Here is a 17,915-nt window from a genome sequence, read left to right as displayed (position 1 = left end):
CGCACCGATGGGATACGTCCGCACCTATACCGACGACGAACCCGCCCGCGCCGATGTCGACGCGTGGGCGGGCATCTCCGTGCTCGAATTCGGCACGAACTGGTGCGGTTACTGCACCGGTGCGCAGCCGGCGATCGAGGCCGTGCTGGCGCCGCTGGACGACGTACGGCACGTCAAGGTCGAAGATGGCCCGGGGCGTCCCCTCGGGCGCTCCTATCGCGTGAAGTTGTGGCCGACGCTAATCGTGCTGCGTGACGGTGAAGAGGTCGCGCGCGTCGTGCGGCCTTCGACGGCGGAAGAAATCCGGCAGGCGCTGGCGGCGGTCGGCTGAGCCAATCGCGCGTGCTTTTGACGCGTCGTAGCCGCCACGCGACCGAAGATGGCGCATGGCCCGCCAGACTCCACGCAAACGTCCCGCCTCCCTCCGCACGAAAGCCGGCGGCCCGCACGGCGTGTCGCGCCTGCCCGGATTGACGATCGACAGCTACAACCTGGCCATTCCCGATCCCGAAGGCGAGGGTTTCCTCGGCGATCGCGCGAGCCAGACCGCGTTCCGACAGGTGCTCGACATCGTGCGAAAGGTGCACGCCACCGGGAAAGACCCGTTCGGGCGCACGCGCAGCGCCGAACTGTCGAAGAAGGACATCGACCTGGTGCTGCTCGGCGGCGATGCCGATGCCTCGCACGTGACGCACCTGGCAATCGAGGAATTCGCGCGCAGGCTGGTGCATGTCGTGCAGCGCTTCCGCGAGCAGCCTTCGTGGGACGGCGTGAAGCGCATCGTGATCGGCGGCGGCATGCCGGAAAGCCAGTTCGGCCAGCTCGCGGTCCGCCGCGCGCAACGCATGCTGCGAAGTGCACGCAGTGGCGTGACGCTGCACGTCCTGTCGCACGATCCCGACGAAGGCGGCCTGCTCGGCTGGACCCAGCTGTTGCCGGCGAGTTACCGGCGCTCCGATGCGTTCCTCGCCGTGGACGTCGGCGGCACCAACATCCGCTGCGGCATCGTCGAACCGCGCCTGTCCAAATCGGCGGACGGCGCGAAGGCGCGCGTGATCGAAAGCATGCAATGGCGACACGCCGACGACGACCCCGGGCGCGGCGAAGCGATCGAGCGGCTCGCGGCGATGCTCAACGGTTTGTCGGCCTTCTCCCGCACGATCGGGTTGCGGCTGGCGCCGTTTGTCGGCATCGCATGCCCGGGGCAGATCGAGCCCGACGGCCGCATTCCGCAGGGGGCGCAGAACCTGCCGGGCGACTGGGAAGCGCCGTTCCACCTGCCGGGCGAGCTCGGGCGCAGGCTCGACCGCATCGGCGGCCGCGTGCCGGTCGTCGCGATGCACAACGACGCCGTCGTGCAGGGATTGAGCGAACGCCCGCGCATGCGCGGCGCGAAACGCTGGGGCGTACTCACGATCGGCACGGGACTCGGAAACGCAAGTTTCACCAACCTGCGCGCGTGACGCATTCGTCACGCGCGAATCACGCGAAGCTCCACGTCGGAATCACGCATCGTCGCGAAGACTCCAGCACGTCACCCACCACGGAGCGCACGATGGACAGCACCGTCGCCAACGCCGCCTACGGCGCCAATTCGTTTCTCTTCCTCTGCATCTTCGCCTTCGGCCTGATCCTCGCGATCCTGTGGATCCTCGTGCCGTTCGCCGTGTTCGGCATCAAGGGCCTGCTGCGTCGCATCGCGCGCAGCCTGGAGGTGATCGAGAAGCAGAACGTCGATCTGCTCGCCGCATGGCGCGATACGCCGCGCGATTACGGCCGTCCGGCCGAAAGCGTCGTCTATCGCGATGTCCGCGCCGACGGCACGGTGGTGCGCGAGGAGCGCATCGTCCCGCCGCCGCGCTGACGCGATCGCCGGCGCGCGCCGTGGTAGCGTGCGCGCAACAGGAGGAATCCGATGCGCGTGCATTTCCACGGTGCGGCCGGCGAAGTCACCGGTTCGCTGCATGAAGTCGAAGCGGCCGGGCGGCGCGTCCTGCTCGACTGCGGCATGATCCAGGGCAGTCCCGAAGCCGAGCGCCGCAACGCCGAAGTGTTCTCCTTCGAACCTGCCGCGCTCGATGCGCTGGTCATCAGCCACGCGCACATCGACCACATCGGCCGCGTGCCCTTGCTGGTTCGACGTGGTTTCCGCGCGCCGATCTACGCGCAGCAGGCCACCGCCGACCTGATGCCGATCATGCTGATGGATGCGGCGTCGATCTCCGAAGGCGATGCCGAGCGCCACAACCGTTATCGCCGCGCGGGCGAGCCCGAAGCGCAACCGTTGTTCACGCGCGAGGACGTGACCGCTGCGATGGAGCTGGTGCGGCCGCTTCCATACGACACGCGCGCCACGATCCTGCCCGGCGTCGACATCGCGTTCCGCGAAGCGGGGCACATCCTCGGCTCGTCCAGCGTGGAGCTTTGGGCGGACGAGCGGAAACTCGTGTTCTCCGGCGACCTCGGTCCGAAGGGCACGCCGATCCTGCGCGATCCGGCAGACATCGATCGCGCGGATCTGGTGCTGATGGAATCCACATACGGCGATCGCCTGCATCGCGATCGCGCCGAAACCATCCGCGAACTTGGCGACATCCTCGACACGGCGTGGCGCGACGGCGGCAACGTGCTGATCCCCGCATTCGCCGTGGGTCGAAGCCAGGAACTGCTGTACTGGTTCGCGCGGCATTGGGACGAGTGGCAGCTGTCGCGCTGGCACATTTTCCTCGACAGTCCGATGGCGGCGAAGGTCGTGTCCATCTACGACCGCCATGCCGACCTGTTCGACGAGGACGCGCAGCGCGTGTGGCGCGAGAAACCCAATCCGTTCCGCCTGCCGAACCTGCATTTCACGCAGTCGCGCGAGGAATCGATGGCGATCAACCGCATCGAGCGCGGGGCGATCGTGATCGCGGGCTCGGGCATGGCGAACGCCGGTCGCATCCTGCATCACTTCCGCCATCGGCTCGATCGCCGGCAGACGCACGTGGTGTTCGTCGGTTACCAGGCCGAAGGCACGCTGGGTCGCCGCCTCGTCGATGGCGCGAAGTGGGTGCGCATCCACGGCCGCGACGTGCGCGTGAATGCGCAGCGGCACACGGTCGGCGGACTGTCGGCGCACACCGACCAGCGCGGCCTGATGGCGTGGTACGGCGCGATCGCCGGCGGCGATGGCACGCGACATCCGCCGCTCGCGCTGGTGCACGGCGAAGACCGCGCGCGCGAAGCGTTGGCCGGCGAGATCGGCGACACCTACGGCGTGCAGGCGACGCTCGCGCGGCCGGGCGTGGTGCTAGACGTCTGACGTGGGCGGGAGCGGCATCCGCTCCCGTGTCGATTACTCGCGACTTCCCTGCGTCGCTTCCGCGGTCTCGGCCGTCAGCGGCGTGGCGGCCGTGCGCGGGCGCGTGAACGGCGTCGGCGTCGGCCCCGGCGCAACGTTGCCGATCATCAGGCGCGTGCCGGCCATGACGCCTTCGGCCAGCTCCAGCTGCACGCGCTCGGCATCGCGGCGGCGAACCTCGTCGACGATCTCCAGCGCCTCGTCCTTCGGCACGCCGAGCTGGCACAGCGCGTGGTGGCCGAAGCGGATCGCCGATTCGAACGTCTCGCGCACCTGCACGTCGACGCCGGCGTTGATCAGCTCCAGCGAATGCTCGCGATCGAACGAGCGCACGAGCAGCTTCGCCTGCGAGAACTCGGCCTTCGCCAGTTCGACGATGCGGTTGGCGGCGTCCTTCTTGTCGACGCACACCGCGATGACCTGCGCCTTGTCGGCGCCGGATGCGCGCAGGACGTCCAGGCGCGTGCCATCGCCGTAGTAGATCTTGAAGCCGAACGTGCCGGCGCTGCGGATCATTTCGACGTCGGTGTCGATGATGGTGACGTCCACGCCGCGCGCGAGCAGCGACTGGCTGACGACCTGGCCGAAGCGGCCGAAGCCGATCATCAGCACGCTGCCGGACAGGCCTTCGGCGACGTCGAGATCGTCGATCTTCTCTTCCTTGTGCTTCAGCCACGGGCGCACGGCGAGCACGACCAGCGGCGTCAGCGCCATCGACAGCACGACGATCGCGGTGAGGTTCGCGTTCTGCGACGCGGCAATCACGCCGCTCGCGGCCGCGGTGGAATACAGCACGAAGGCGAACTCGCCGCCCTGCGCCATCAACGTGGCGCGGTCGAGCGCTTCGTGATGGCTGGAATCCATCAGGCGCGCGACGGCGTAGATGCACAGCGCCTTGACGAGCATCATCGCGAGCACGGCGCCGAGGATCGGCATCCAGTTCTCGCGCACCACCGACAGATCCAGCGCCATGCCCACGCCGAGGAAGAACAGGCCGAGCAGCAGGCCACGGAACGGCTCGACATCGGCTTCCAGCTGGTGGCGGAAGGTCGATTCGGACAACAGCACCCCGGCGAGGAACGCGCCCATCGCCATCGACAATCCACCCAGCTGCATCAGCAGCGCCGAACCGAGCACGACCAGCAGCGCAGCGGCGGTCATCACCTCGCGCGCGCGTGCCGCGGCGAGCAGGCGGAACAGCGGATTGAGCAGCCAGATGCCAGCGGCCAGCAGGGCGAGCAGCACGCCGGTGGCGATGCCGATCGACGCCCAGCGCGAGGCATCGCTGCTCGGCTCGCCGGGCGCCAGCAGCGCCACCAGCACCAGCAGCGGCACGATCAGCAGGTCCTCGAACAGCAGCACCGACACGATCTTCTGGCCGTGGGGCAGGGCGATGTCGCCGCGTTCGGCGAGCAACTGCATGACGATCGCGGTGGAGGTCAGCACGAAGCCCATCGCGCCGATGAACGCGACGACCGGCTCGTAGCCGAACAGCAGCCCGACGCCGGTGAGCGCAGCGGTGCAGGCGGCGATCTGCAGCGTGCCCAGCCCGAAGATCTGGCGCCGCAGGCTCCACAGGTGCGAGGGCCGCATTTCCAGGCCGATGACGAACAGGAACATCACCACGCCCAGCTCGGCGACATGCAGGATCGCCTGCGGATCGGAGAACCAGCCCAGGCCGAACGGGCCGATCACCAGTCCCGCGGCGAGGTACCCCAGCACCGAGCCCAGGCCCAGCCGCCTGAACACGGGCACGGCGACCACCGTCACGCCGAGCAGCGCAACCACCTTCACCAGATCGATCGATGCCGCATCCTCCATCTGTTTCCCCAAATCATGTGAACCGTACCGGCCCATGAAGCCTACACGGGTGGCAAGACCGGGCGCTTTCGCGTAGAGTCCGCCCTGTTCAGCGCACGGCTGCCTCCCCGCAAGGGTACGTTTCCCAGGTATGCCCGCCGTGGCCCGCGATCGCGGTCCGAGCAAACGGCTTCTATCCCGCACGTCTTTCGTAGCGCAGACACGGCCCGGATCGTCCGGACGCCGTCCAATCAGATCGCCGCCGGCGCGGTTCAGGGAACGCCGGGGCCATCACGCGACGTAACTTCGTCGCCGCCGTTGTTCACGGCGGTGCGACGCGATGGCGCGCGACAAGGAGCAACACCCGCATGACGTTCGAAACGATCGGGCTTTCGCCCGCGCTGCTGCGCGCCCTCGCAGAGCAGAACTACACCACCCCGACCCCCATCCAGGCCCAGGCGATCCCGCTCGCGCTCGCCGGCCACGACCTGTTGGGCGGCGCCCAGACCGGCACCGGCAAGACCGCCGCGTTCGGCCTGCCGCTGCTGCAGCGCCTGTCCAAGCAGACCGCGCCGAATGGCTTCCGTCGCCCGCGCGCGCTGGTGCTGGTGCCCACGCGTGAGCTGGCGGTGCAGGTCAACGACAACCTGCGCGGTTTCGCCAAGCACCTGCGCATGAACATCAGCGCGATCTTCGGCGGCGCCGGCATGGGCCCGCAGGTCGACATGTTCCGCCGCGGCGTCGATGTGCTCGTCGCCACGCCGGGCCGCCTGATCGATCACCTCGACCGCGGCACCGTCAAGCTCGATTCCATCGAACTGCTGGTGCTGGACGAAGCCGACCGCATGCTCGACATGGGCTTCCTGCCGGCGATGAAGCGCATCCTCGGCAAGCTGCCGCGCGAGCGCCAGACGATGATGTTCTCGGCCACGTTCGAAGCGCAGCTCAAGGCGCTGGCCGTGGAATTCATGCGCACGCCCAAGCAGGTGCAGGTGGCCGCGCAGAACACCATCGCGCAGACCATCAGCCATCGCGTGCACGTCGTGGACGCCGGCCGCAAGCGCGACCTGCTGGTCAGCGTGCTGAGCTCGCGTCATACCGATCAGGCGATCGTGTTCGGTCGCACCAAGCACGGCTGCAACCGCCTGGCCGAACAGCTGGAAGAAGCCGGCCTCGCCGCGGTCGCGATCCACGGCAACAAGAGCCAGGCGCAGCGACAGAAGGCGCTCAACGCGTTCAAGGCCGGCAAGGCCCGCGTGCTGGTCGCCACCGACGTCGCCGCGCGCGGCCTCGACATCCCGAACCTGCCGCTCGTCATCAACTTCGAACTGCCGATGGTCGCCGAGGACTACGTGCACCGCATCGGCCGCACGGGCCGTAACGGCGCCAGCGGCGAAGCGCTGTCGCTGGTCGCGCCGGAAGAGGGCGGCCTGCTGCGTCAGGTGCAGAACATGCTCAAGACGGAAGTGGAGCTGGTCGAAGTCGAAGGCTTCGCGCCGAGCCGCCCGATCCAGATGAACGCCCCGCTGCCGAACCCGCGTCAGAAGGCGCCGGCACAGCGTCGTCCGGCGAACCGTCCGCACGGCAAGCCGGCGCAGCGCCATGCGCATGCCGGTCCGAAGCAGCACCGTAGCGGTGGCCAGGGTCGCGGTTCGCGCAGTGGTGTCGCGAACGGCTGATCGCCTGCCTCGTCAACGTGTTCGATTGAAGCGAAGCCCCGGCCAGTGCCGGGGCTTCGTCGTTTCAGGCCCGACGTCAGGCCCGAGTCTTCAGGCCCGATTCTGTCAGGCCGGTCGCTGCAGGATCGCCTTCAGTGACGTGTGCTCGATCGGCGCCGACGTGTGTTCGTGCACCACTCTCCAGACGCCGTCGCGTCGCTGCAGCACGGCGGTCATGCGGTTCGACAGCGAACGCAGTTTGCTTCCGTCGATCGCGAGCGCCGTGTAGGTCACGGTGGCATGCCCGCACACCATGTCGTCGGCGACGAATGAAGCCACGTCGTCGAACTCGACCTGCACGCGTTCGTCGCCAAGCGATCCGAACCACGTCTGCGCCATGCGGCGCCACGACGCGAGGCCCTGCATCGACCAGTCGTTCCACATGTCGAACACGTGCACGTCGTCGGCGTACGGCGCCACGAAGGCCTCGACGTCCTTCGCGAGCGCGGCGTCGCGGTAGCCATCGAGGAATTGGCGGAAGACATCGTTTGCGAGGTTCATGGGGTCTCCGAAGGTGTCAGCTTTGCGGCGGATCGGAATCGAGCACCTGCACCGGCGCGCCGCCGGTCGTCTCCGGTCGCACGTTCGCGTCGGTCACCAGCATCACCACGCCGGGCGTGAGCAGCGGCAGCACGGCGGCGACGAAGTCGTGCGGGATCACGACGCGATCGATCGTCTCCGGCCCGAGCAGGCGGCCCGCATCCGGCCCGCTGCCCGGAATGCCGATGGTGCTCCAGTTCGGCATGCGCGTGCCGGGCAGCAGCGGATTGTCGCCGGCGATGAAGCCGTCCTTGACGATGTAGGCGCGCGTGCCGAGCGGCTGGTCGGGCGTGCGGATCAGCACGCGCGAGCGGCCGATCTCGATGCCGTTGCGGAACACGATGACTTCGCCGTCGGCGGCGCTGAGCAGGATCGACACTGGGCCTTCGGTCGAAAGCTCGGGATGCCAGCGGTATTTCTGTCCGGCCTCCAGCGGTGGAATGGCCGCTTCGGCGCCCGTGTTCGGGTTGATCGGAATGAGCGCGCCCGGATGCGTGACGTCCTCCGGCGAGCGTCCTTCCTGCGATACCACCACGACCATGCCCATGTTCGATGCGTCGAACAGCAGGCGTGCGAATTCCGACGGAAGGTGCACGCAGCCGTGCGATTCGGGATAGCCGGGCAGGCCGCCCGCGTGCAGCGCCACGCCGTCCCACGTCAGCCGCTGCATGTAGGGCATCGGCGCGGCGTTGTAGACGCTGGAGCGGTGGTCCTTGTCCTTCTGCAGGATCGTGAAGACGCCGGTCGGCGTCTCGTAGCCTTTGCGGCCGGTGCTGACCGTCGTGACGCCGATGGGCAGGCCGTTGCGATACACGACGGCGCGCTGCTCGGTCAGGCTCACCACCACGGCCAAGGGCCCTGCGCGGTTGTCGCCGCCCCAGATCCATTCGCCGGGCTTGAGCTGCGTCACCGGCGTATTCGCCGGACTCGATTGACGTGCGCCCCAGACGGGAACCGCGGACAGCGCGGTGCCGCAGAGCAACGACAGCGACAGTGCCAACAGGAGACGGGCCATGGCGGAATCCATTCACGAAAGACGGGTCGAGCCTAGCCTGAAGAGAAGGTTTCCCGCCATCGGGGCATGAGGTTTTTTCAGACGGTTCTCATTCTGCCGGGCGACGCCGGCCGCCAAGATTCCACCCCATGACGCAGGGCTCGCGGGCCCTGCCATCCAGTGGCTTTCCATCGAGGCGCACCACCATGAACAACCTGCACAGTCCCGCCGAAGCGGTCCCGCAATTGTGGAAGACGCGCTACGGCGTCATGAATTCCGTGCCCGGCCGTTGCCCCGCATCGCGCTCGCTCGCGCAGTACGGCGAGTGGATCGAGCAGGAGCTCGACCAGTTGAGCGAGATCGTCGCCGACGACCAGCACGTGCTCGAGTTCGGCAGCGAGTACGGCGCGCACGCGCTGTGGTTCGCGCGTGCCGTGGGCGATCGTGGAAAGGTCCACGTCATCGAGCCGCGCCGCATGGTGATGCAGCAGCTGTGCGCGAACGTCGCGCTCAATGGCCTGCAGAACGTGCACACCCATCCGATGTGGCTGGGCCGCAACAGCGGTACGGCGGAACTGGGCTCGATCCTGTCCGATGTCGAAGGAACCGAGCGGAAGGAACGCGTGCCCGTCCGCACGCTCGACGAGCTCGACCTCGACGCGCTGCACCTGATCAAGATCAACTACTCCGGCGAACTGCTCGCGGTGCTGGAAGGCGCGGGCGGCACGATCCGCCGCCTGCGTCCCAACCTGTACTTCCGCATGGGCGAGCAGGATCTCGCCGAAGAGGAGGTCCGTCGGGTGAAGGACCTCGGCTATCGCGTGTGGTCGCACCTGCCGTACCTGTATTCGCGCAACAACCAGGTCGGCAACACCGTCAACATCTTCCCGGGCCGCGTGTACCAGAACGTGATCGCGACGCCGCAGGAAGGTGGAGTCGCCTTCGAGCGCCTGATCGAACTCTGATCGGGCGACATCGGGGCGGCGGCGATCATGGACCGGATCGGCGAAAGGCGCACGACGCACGCCGAGCGCATGCGGGCGGTGCGCTGGCGATTCGGCGCGGCGACCGTGCTGCTGCTCGCCGCCTGCGCGCGCTGGCCGCTTTCCGCGGTTTCCAACAAGGATGCGCCGCAGCCGGTTCCAGATGCGGCGCATGGTGGTTCGGAATTGCCGAGTGGCGCCATGGCGGCGGGCGCGGACCGCAACGACGTACTGCGCACGCGGGCAACTGCGTCGCGCGACCCGGGCGCTTCACATCGCGCGGCGCCTCGGGCTTCGATCGGGGCTTCGCGTCGCCACGCGGTTCCACGAGTGGGTGCGGGGCGCGGGCGCGAAGAGACGGTGCAACGTTCCGCGAGCGACGTTGATTCCGAAACTTCTGCGCTGACGCGAGGCAATCGCGAGCTGTCGCCAGAGATCGTGGGCGGCAGCGTTTTGACTGAAGTTGCGCCCGATGCGGTGGCGCCGCCATCGGAAATGGCGGTGCCCGCTGCGGCGGGTACCGAAATTCGTAACACCGCGCTTCATCCCGTCGGCGCCCCCGCCGTCGCGGATCCGCGTGATGAAGCCGACGCGTTCCAGGAGAACAACCAGCAGGTGTGGCGATGGTTGGCGGTGATGCCCGCGACCGTGCTGCTGCTTTTGATTGCAAGACGACGCATGCGCCCTCGGAGGGTCAGGAAGATGAACACGCAACGAGCTGAATTGACCGGGCCGCGTCCCTCGATGCCGGCCCCAACGTCGCGCGAGGCCGAGAAGGCGCGCGTGCGCATGTTCTCCGCGCGCGAGATCTACGCGCCTACGCATGAGTCGCATCGTGGTCCCTGGGAGGCGCCCGTCACGACGGAGCGCGGCTTCGCTCACCGCTATGAAGTGGATGCGCACGTCGGTGATGGACTGCTGTTCGTGCCCGGATTCGAAGCGCATTCGTTCGATGCGCAGGTGCCGTCACGAGCAGGGGAGGCCGTGGCCGACCCCGCGGCGCTCATCGCTCCCATGACAACCCGGCCGGCGACCATGAACGTGGAAGACGCGCACGCATCCGTGCTGCCCCACGCCGTGCTGCCACTGGTCTTTGCCGTCGTCGCGGAACCGCCTGCCGAAGCCGCCCGTCAGAACGATGCATCCTTCGACAGGCACGTCTCCCGCAATACGCCCGGCTTGCGCGACACGGCGCCGGCACCGGCAATGGCCTCGCCGGAAGCGATGGCACCAGCCGTGGCAAAGATGGCCGAGCAGGGCACCGTGAGTGATGCGCGAGTCGCGTCGGCGACGACGGCTCCCGCGTCGGCGCGGCCTCTGGAAAAGGACGCGAAGCTGGCGTCGCCGCAGCGAGCGGAAACGACCAGGTCCAGTGGCACGACGGTGCTCGATCCTGCCGAGTTCTTCTCGAATGTCGCACGAGTGCCTGTTGCCGGCGTTTCGGATGTGGCGCCCGCTGTAACGAAACCGTACGCACAGCCCACGGTGACGCAACGGCCGACCGCCCCACAGCACGATCCCGTCGGCGAAGCGCGCAGGCTTGTCGAAGCAGGCGACCATCTCGCTGCACTTAAGCATCTGGAAGTCGCGATGCAGTCCGCGCATCCGCAGGATGACGTGTGGATGCTCGCCGCGTTGTGCTGGTGGCACGTCGCGCGTGCCGATGGCAGTCCGAAGGCGTACGCCAAGGCGGCGGACGCCATCGACCGCCTGCTCGAACGCGATCCGTCCCGGGCCGAACTCTGGTACCGCACCGGAAGCTGCCGTTTGCTCCAGGCCTCCGGTGAGCGCGGCGCTGCGCAACGCGCGACGCTGGATCTCGCTGTCGCCGCACTGCAACGTGCGACGGTGGAAGGCGGCCGTGTCGATCCGCTTCGCACCGAGACCCTCGGCGACGCTTTGTTCGAGCGCGCCGTCGCCGCGACGGACGAGCACCTGGTCGGACGGGCGCAGCGCATGGGCGAAGCCGTGCAGGTCCTGCGCGATGCCGCGCGAAGCTTGCGCGCCCCGGCGTCGCCGGCGGCCTGGAAGCTCCAGCAGGCGCTCCAGGCGCAGGCGAGCCTGTTGTCGGGCACCGAAGCGTCCCGTCTGCGAATGGAGGCCGACGCCGTGCTCGCCGCAGGCGCCGAGAGCGCAACTGCGCAGGAGCGCGTCGCATGGGTCGCGGCAAAGGCCGAGAACGAACTCGCACACGCGGAACTCGCCGAAGGCGCAACACGCACGCTGCACCTGCGCGCTTTCCGCGACAACCATCGCGACCTGCTGACCGGGCCGGACGCCTCGCCTGAGCTGCTGCTGAGCTGGCTCGAACTGCTGGCATTGGAGACTGCGCATTTGCGCGGCGACGCGGCGCGTTCCCGCTTCGACGAAGGCGAGGCCATTCTGAAGCGCCTGGACGACCTGTTGCCGAATGACGCGCATGTGGCGCTCGCGCGCGCACGGCTCCTGCATCGTCGCGCCGCGCAATCCAGCGGTAGCGTGCGGCACGCCGTGTTGTCCGAGGCGATCGCGGGACTGATGCCGATGGTCGAACGCGGCGATGCGCCACACCTCCAGATCGAGGTCGCCGAACTCCTGCTTGATCGCGCTGCCGGCGCCTCAACGACGCAGGCGGTGGGAGAGTACGCCGGTGCCGAGACGATGGCGGCGGGACTGCTCGATCATCCTGTCTTCGCGATGGCAGCGGCGCGTTGCGTACTGCAGGCGCGGTTGGGCCAGTCGTCGGGCACTGTCGAGCCGCGGCTGTGTCAGCAGCTCGAGGCACTGGCAGGCGACGACGTCCGTGCGCGTTGGTTGCTTGCGCAGGCCGCGCTGCGCAATGGCGCTCCGCGCGAAGCTTGCGGTCACTGTGAGGCGGCCGCGCGATCCGGTATGCGCCTGGATCAGGCGTTCATGCAGTTGTGGGATCAGGCCAGTCGCCAGTGGAGTGCCACGCTGCACAACCCGAAGGACCCGGCGTGGATGTCCAACCGGCAGCGTCTGCGCTCGGCGACGTGATCGGGTAAACGCTCGCGTTTGCGGAATTCGCGAGCAAGCGGGTTCACGCCACGGTTGCCTCGTGCCGGCGTGCCTGGCAGCGTGCCGTGAGCCGAGGCCGCGAGGCGATCACTTTGTGTCGATTACATCGATGGCGCGGTCATCCCGACGTGGACACCGCCGTCCCGAGGCTGCGTGCAAGCGTCTTGCGCGCCGCGGGGCACTTGAGCAACGCCGAGCGCGTGAGCCAGGCTTGGTCGGGGTAGTACGAAAAGACGAACTGGCCGTCCTTCAACAGATCGATCATCGGCTTCGCAACCGCGCTGCGCACCGCGGGACATCCCCAACTGCGGCCCAGTCGTCCCATGCGCTGGCCTTGAGTCGGATCGACATACGGCGCGCCATGCATGACGATCGCGCGCGCCATCGCCGCATCGTTCACACCTGGCTCCAGCCCGCGCATGCGCAGCGAATAGCCGTTCTTGCCGGTATAGGTATCGGCCGTGACAAACAGGCCGAGGCTCGACTGGTGGCTGCCGTCGAGATTGGAGAAACGCGTCGCCATGTTCTCGCCGGAACCCTGGCCGTGCGCAACGACTTCCTCGTAGAGCAGGCGGCCGGCCGCAAGGTCGAACACCCATAGCCGCGGCTTCAGCGACGGACGGCTGTAATCGATGACGGCGAGGCGGCGCGCGTCCGCGCCGATGCCGCTCGCCTGTGCGCACTGCATTGCCGAGACGGCGAGCTCGAGCACTTTCGGATTTGCCGCCGGCGCCAGCCGCGAGAGCCACACGCCTCCAGGCTGAACGCCGGGTTGCACCGTCGGTGCCGATGCGATGGTCGTTTCGGATGACGCATGGCGGCCAGCCCCCGCGGCGAAAGGCGCAGACAACAGGACGGCGGTAACGGCGAGAAGGCGCGGCAGGACGGGCATGGCAGATCACGGGTGCGAGGCCGGCGCGTCGTCCGGCGGGGCACCCGGAGCATCAGCCGCCCAGGCGCAGGAATGTCGAAATATAAGGGGCGAGGGCGGGTTCACAACCCGGGCCGCGGTTCTGCGTCCCGCTCGTTCAGGTCCGCGGCGAACTGCTGCCAGCGATGGAACGATGGCGGGATGCGGCGATGGACCGGGCGGCATGCATATGCAATTCGACGTGGCGGCCCGGCCGCGCGCGGGGCCTCGCTCGCTCTAAGTGATGAGCGCCCGTCGCTGTCGCTCGTGCGACCACGCTCGTCCAGGCCGTTAATGACGGCGCTCCGTGGCAAGCCGGCATGCGCGGAACATGACGCTGTAAGGCGTGCTGGCATATCGAACAAGCAAGCCACGGGATTCCCGCCTGCGCGGGAATGCCGAGCAAAAGAAGCTCGCTTCGCGCTTGTCAACGGGTCATGTGCGCGTGCCTACCCCGCACGCAGAGTCCACCCACAAGCACAAACGGAAAGGCCGGACCCGAGGGCCCGGCCTTTCCAGTTTGGTACTCGCGATAATCGAACTCGCGATAGGCCGGAAATCAGCCCTTCTTGCTCGCGATCCAGCGATCGATCTTCTGCTCCAGCACGGCCAGCGGCACGGCGCCATCCTTGAGCACTTCGTTGTGGAACTCGCGGACGTCGAACTTGGCGCCCAGTTCCTTCTCGGCCTTCGCGCGCAGTTCCTTGATCTTGAGCTCGCCGATCTTGTACGCCAGCGCCTGGCCCGGCCAGGCGATGTAACGCTCGGCTTCGGCGATGGCGGTGGTGTCGCTGACCGCGGAGTTCTCCTTCATGTACGAAATGACCTGGTCGCGCGTCCAGCCCTTGCTGTGCAGGCCGGTGTCGGTGACCAGGCGGATCGCACGCCACAGCTCGTTCTGCAGGTAACCGAAGTACGAGTATGGGTCCGTGTAAACGCCCAGGTCCTTGCCCAGCGATTCGGCGTACAGGCCCCAGCCTTCGGCGAACGCGCTCTGGATGCTCCAGCGACGGAACGCCGGCATGTCCTTCAGCTCGATCTGCGTGGCGATCTGGAAGTGGTGGCCCGGGATCGCCTCATGCAGGTACAGGTCTTCGGCGTCCCAGATCTTGCGCGAGGGCAGGTCGTAGGTGTTGACGTAGAAGATGCCCGGACGCGTGCCGTCCTCGCTCGGCGGGTAGTACTGGCCGCCGGCCGCCGACTTCTCGCGGAACGGCTCGACCGGACGGATCTCGAACGGCGACTTCGGGATCACCGAGAACTGCGTCGGCACCTTCTCGTTGATCTTCGCTTCCAGGCCGCGGTAGTACTTCAGCAGCTCGTCCTGGCTCTTGAACTCGAACTTCTTGTCCGTCTGCACGTACTTGAAGAAGTCCTGCAGCGAGCCCTTGAAGCCCACTTCCGTCATCACCTTCTGCATCTCGCCGTGGATGCGCGCGACTTCGTCCAGGCCGATCTGGTGGATCTGCGCCGGCGTGAGGTCGGTGGTGGTGCTCTGCTTGGCGTTGAAGGCGTACCACGCCTGGCCGCCCGGCAGCTTGTCCAGGCCGAAGGTGTCGCGCGTCTTGGGCAGGTATTCGTCGTTCACGAACGCGCGCAGCTTCTTGTACGCCGGCATCAGCTGCTCGGCGATCATCTTGCGGTAGGCGTCCGTCAGGCGCGTCCTGTCGGCGTCGCTGAATTCCTTGGGCATGTTGGTGATCGGGCCCCAGAAGAGCGTGTCTTCCGGCTTGTCCTTGATCAGCGCATCCAGCTGCGGGACGACCTTCTCCATCAGCACCTTCGGCTGCACGACGCCGGCGGCGATGCCCTGCTTCATGTTGGCGATCTCGGTGTCGAACAGCACCGGAATGCGCGCGCCACGGGCGAGCCAGTTGTCGTAGTCCTGCACGGTCTTGAACGGCTGCGCGCCGCCGCCCGAACCGAACTGCACGGCCAGGCTGGCGGTGCTGTCCATCTGGTTGACGGGCGTCATCCATGCGGGGAACTGGAAGGAGTCGATCTGGTCCTTCGCGTCCTTGGTGAAGATCTCGTAGTTCAGCAGGTCCTGGCCGGTGAGGCCTTCCGAACCGACGCCTTCGACCTTCGCCAGCCAGTCCTGCAGGAACTTCTTGGATTCATCGCGATACTGCTGCGAACCAAAGTCCGGCAGTTCGGCGTTGTAGCGCGTGTCGCCGGTGAAGGTCGCCAGCACCGGGTTGCGCTTGAGGTACGCGTCCCAGAACTCGACGTAGAGCTTGTTGAGCTGGTCGGCGCGGGCCTGCGCGCTCTGCGCGGTTTGTGCAGCGGCGGGCTTGTCGGTCGCGGCGGTGTCGGGGGCGGGCTTGGAGCAGCCGGCGATCGCGGCGGTGACGGAGAGGGCGAGCAACAGCGGGCGGAGCTTCATGCGTTTCTCCTGGTGGATGGTGTGCGTCGGGCCGGTTCAGGGCGGGCACCGTGCGGAGCGTAAGGCGGGCGGGCTACGGGAGCAAAGTTCCCGTTGCGGTTTTGCTCGACTGGCGTTTGTAGCCCGGCTGAGCGGAGCCGGGCTACGAAGTCGTTCGGCGTCAGCTCTTCTTCGCCTCGATCCAGCGATCGATCTTGCCTTCGAGGATCTCCAGCGGCACCGAGCCGTCCTTCAGCACTTCGGCGTGGAATTCGCGAACGTCGAACTTGTCGCCCAGCGCCTTCTCGGCCTTCGCGCGGACCTGCTTGATCTTCAGCTCGCCCATCTTGTACGCCAGCGCCTGGCCGGGGATGGCCATGTAACGCTCGGCTTCGGCGGTGGACTGCGTTTCGCTCTCCGCGGAGTTGTCGAGCATGTACTTGATCACCTGCTCGCGCGTCCAGCCCTTGCTGTGCAGGCCGGTATCGACGACCAGGCGGATCGCGCGCCACAGCTCGTTCTGCAGGTAACCGAAGTACGAGTACGGGTCGGTGTAGACGCCCAGATCCTTGCCGAGCGATTCGGCGTACAGGCCCCAGCCTTCGCTGAAGGCGATCTCGCTGCCGAAGCGGCGGAACTTCGGCAGGCCCGTCAGCTCCTGCTGCAGCGCGAGCTGAAAGTGATGGCCCGGGATCGCCTCGTGCAGGTACAGGTCTTCTGCGTCCCACGTCTTGCGCGTCGGCAGGTCGTAGGTGTTGACGTAGAACACGCCCGGACGCGAACCGTCCTGGCTCGGGCGCATGTACGAACCGCCGGCCGCGGACTGCGCGCGGAACGGCTCGACCGGGCGGATCTCGAACGCCGCCTTCGGAATCAGCGAGAACTGCTCGGGGATCTTCTGGTTGATCTTGTCTTCCAGCCCGCGGTAGTACGCCAGCAGCGCCGGCTCATCGGCGAAGGTGAAACGCGGGTCGTCCTGCATGAACCTGAAGAAGTCCTGCATCGAGCCCTTGAAGCCGACCTGCTTCATCACCCCCTCGATCTGGCCGTGGATGCGCTTCACCTCATCCAGTCCAATCTGGTGGATCTGCGCCGGCGTGAGGTCGGTCGTCGTCGAGTTGCGTGCGTTGAACGCGTACCACGCCGCGCCGCCCGGTAGCGCGTCCAGGCCCGAGGTCGCGCGCGTCTTCGGCAGGTATTCGTCGGCGACGAACGTGCGCAGTTCGCGATACGCCGGCATCAGCTTCGTTTCGATGAGCTGCTTGTACTGCGCGGTGAGGCGCTTCCGGTCGGCGTCGCTGAAATCGGCCGGGAAGTTCTTGATCGGGCCCCAGAACAGCGTGTCCTCGGCCTTGTCCTTGATCAGCGCGTCCAGCTGCGGAATCACCTTCACCATCAGCGCGCGCGGCTGCACGACGCCGTTCTTCACGCCTTCGCGCGAGTTGGCGATGGCCTGGTCGAACAGTACCGGTGCCTGCGCGGCGCGCTTGAGCCAGTTGTCGTAATCCTTCACCGTCTTGAACGGCTGCGCGCCCGTGCCTGAGCCGAGCTGCACGAACGTCGCGGCGAAGTTGTAGAACTGGTTGATCGGCTGCTGCCAGGTCGGGAACTTCTCCGCTTCGAGCGAATCCTCGCGATCGCGCACGAAGATCTCGTAGCTCAGCAGGTCCTGCCCGCTCAGGCCGTCGCTGCCGACGTCCTTCACCTGCTTCAGCCAGCGCGTGTTGAACTCGTGCTGCTGCTGGCGGTATTGGGCCGACATAGTGTTCGGAAGCAGGTCGTTGTATCGGTTGTCGCCCTGGAACGTGGCCTGCAGCGGGTTCGCGCGCAGCAGCTCTTCCCAGTACTGCTCGTACATGGCGTTGAGGCGCGTGGCCTTGGCGTTCTGGGTCGCGTTCGCCGCGGCGGGCGCCTGCGCAAACGCGGCGGAGGGCAGGGCGACGGCGGTGCCCAGGATCAGGGCGATGGCGAGCGGCAGGCGGAACGACGGGCGCGCAGGATGCGGCATGGGAAAAAATCCGGGTTGACGGCGACCTCGAAGGCTCGCCCGCCGGCTCGGGGGCGGCATGGGCCGAAGGTCATGCGGACGCGGCGGCGCGTCGCGTTCTGCGGAGCGCTCGCGCAGCGGTGTCGACCAGCGCGCCCGAAGAAAAGCCGTCATTCCCGCGCAGGCGGGAATCCAGCGTGCAGGTGTATCCCGCTTGTCGAAAGCGTGGTGGTTCGGAAGGTTCGATCCCCGCCTTC

At 67.4% G+C, this 17,915-nt stretch carries 13 protein-coding genes; 7 read left to right on the top strand and 6 right to left on the bottom strand.

Annotation, left to right across the window (positions count from 1 at the left end; genetic code table 11):
• Nucleotides 1-7 precede the first annotated feature (7 nt).
• The 4 genes from DX912_RS02685 to DX912_RS02670 all read left to right on the top strand — a co-directional run bounded on the left by DX912_RS02685 (nt 8) and on the right by DX912_RS02670 (nt 3,304).
• Nucleotides 8-331, top strand: coding sequence for a thioredoxin family protein (locus tag DX912_RS02685; protein WP_115840883.1), 324 nt, complete (start codon nt 8-10; stop codon nt 329-331).
• Nucleotides 332-386: 55 nt separating this feature from the next.
• Nucleotides 387-1,463, top strand: a complete 1,077-nt coding sequence (locus tag DX912_RS02680) for an ROK family protein (RefSeq protein WP_115840882.1) — start codon at nt 387-389, stop codon at nt 1,461-1,463.
• Between the two features lie 92 nt (nt 1,464-1,555).
• Entirely contained in the window at nt 1,556-1,864 is a 309-nt protein-coding gene (locus tag DX912_RS02675) for a hypothetical protein (protein ID WP_147298543.1), read from the top strand.
• A 51-nt stretch (nt 1,865-1,915) separates the two neighbouring features.
• Nucleotides 1,916-3,304, top strand: a complete 1,389-nt coding sequence (locus tag DX912_RS02670; protein WP_115840880.1) for an MBL fold metallo-hydrolase — start codon at nt 1,916-1,918, stop codon at nt 3,302-3,304.
• Between the two features lie 33 nt (nt 3,305-3,337).
• Here DX912_RS02670 and DX912_RS02665 read toward each other — a convergent pair whose 3' ends face one another.
• Nucleotides 3,338-5,164, bottom strand: coding sequence for a monovalent cation:proton antiporter-2 (CPA2) family protein (locus tag DX912_RS02665; RefSeq protein ID WP_115840879.1), 1,827 nt, complete (start codon nt 5,162-5,164; stop codon nt 3,338-3,340).
• A gap of 347 nt (nt 5,165-5,511) precedes the next feature.
• Between DX912_RS02665 and DX912_RS02660 the strand changes: the two genes are divergently transcribed.
• Entirely contained in the window at nt 5,512-6,822 is a 1,311-nt protein-coding gene (locus DX912_RS02660; protein WP_115840878.1) for a DEAD/DEAH box helicase, read from the top strand.
• Between the two features lie 105 nt (nt 6,823-6,927).
• On the opposite strand, the gene DX912_RS02655 is transcribed toward DX912_RS02660, so the two are convergent.
• Both DX912_RS02655 and DX912_RS02650 read right to left on the bottom strand, forming a co-directional pair.
• Nucleotides 6,928-7,362: a YybH family protein gene (locus DX912_RS02655; RefSeq protein WP_115840877.1), complete on the bottom strand. Its 435-nt coding sequence runs from the start codon at nt 7,360-7,362 to the stop codon at nt 6,928-6,930.
• 16 nt (nt 7,363-7,378) lie between these two features.
• A complete protein-coding gene (locus DX912_RS02650; RefSeq protein ID WP_115841045.1) occupies nt 7,379-8,416 on the bottom strand; it encodes a L,D-transpeptidase in 1,038 nt (345 codons plus the stop codon).
• Between the two features lie 185 nt (nt 8,417-8,601).
• Between DX912_RS02650 and DX912_RS02645 the strand changes: the two genes are divergently transcribed.
• Nucleotides 8,602-9,360, top strand: coding sequence for an FkbM family methyltransferase (locus DX912_RS02645; RefSeq protein ID WP_181902677.1), 759 nt, complete (start codon nt 8,602-8,604; stop codon nt 9,358-9,360).
• A 27-nt stretch (nt 9,361-9,387) separates the two neighbouring features.
• A complete protein-coding gene (locus tag DX912_RS02640; RefSeq protein WP_115840875.1) occupies nt 9,388-12,375 on the top strand; it encodes a hypothetical protein in 2,988 nt (995 codons plus the stop codon).
• Nucleotides 12,376-12,514: 139 nt separating this feature from the next.
• Here the strand turns inward: DX912_RS02640 and DX912_RS02635 are convergent, their stop codons facing one another.
• The 3 genes from DX912_RS02635 to DX912_RS02625 form a co-directional block, all read right to left on the bottom strand.
• Nucleotides 12,515-13,288, bottom strand: a complete 774-nt coding sequence (locus DX912_RS02635; RefSeq protein WP_115840874.1) for a murein L,D-transpeptidase catalytic domain family protein — start codon at nt 13,286-13,288, stop codon at nt 12,515-12,517.
• A gap of 577 nt (nt 13,289-13,865) precedes the next feature.
• Entirely contained in the window at nt 13,866-15,692 is a 1,827-nt protein-coding gene (locus tag DX912_RS02630) for a DUF885 domain-containing protein (protein WP_115840873.1), read from the bottom strand.
• 160 nt (nt 15,693-15,852) lie between these two features.
• On the bottom strand, nt 15,853-17,679 hold the full coding sequence (locus tag DX912_RS02625; RefSeq protein ID WP_115840872.1) for a DUF885 domain-containing protein: 1,827 nt from the start codon (nt 17,677-17,679) through the stop codon (nt 15,853-15,855).
• Nucleotides 17,680-17,915 lie beyond the last annotated feature (236 nt).

This window comes from Lysobacter soli (assembly GCF_003382285.1).
Taxonomy (GTDB): Bacteria; Pseudomonadota; Gammaproteobacteria; order Xanthomonadales; family Xanthomonadaceae; genus Lysobacter_J; species Lysobacter_J soli.
This window is presented reverse-complemented; position numbering and strand designations above follow the sequence as displayed.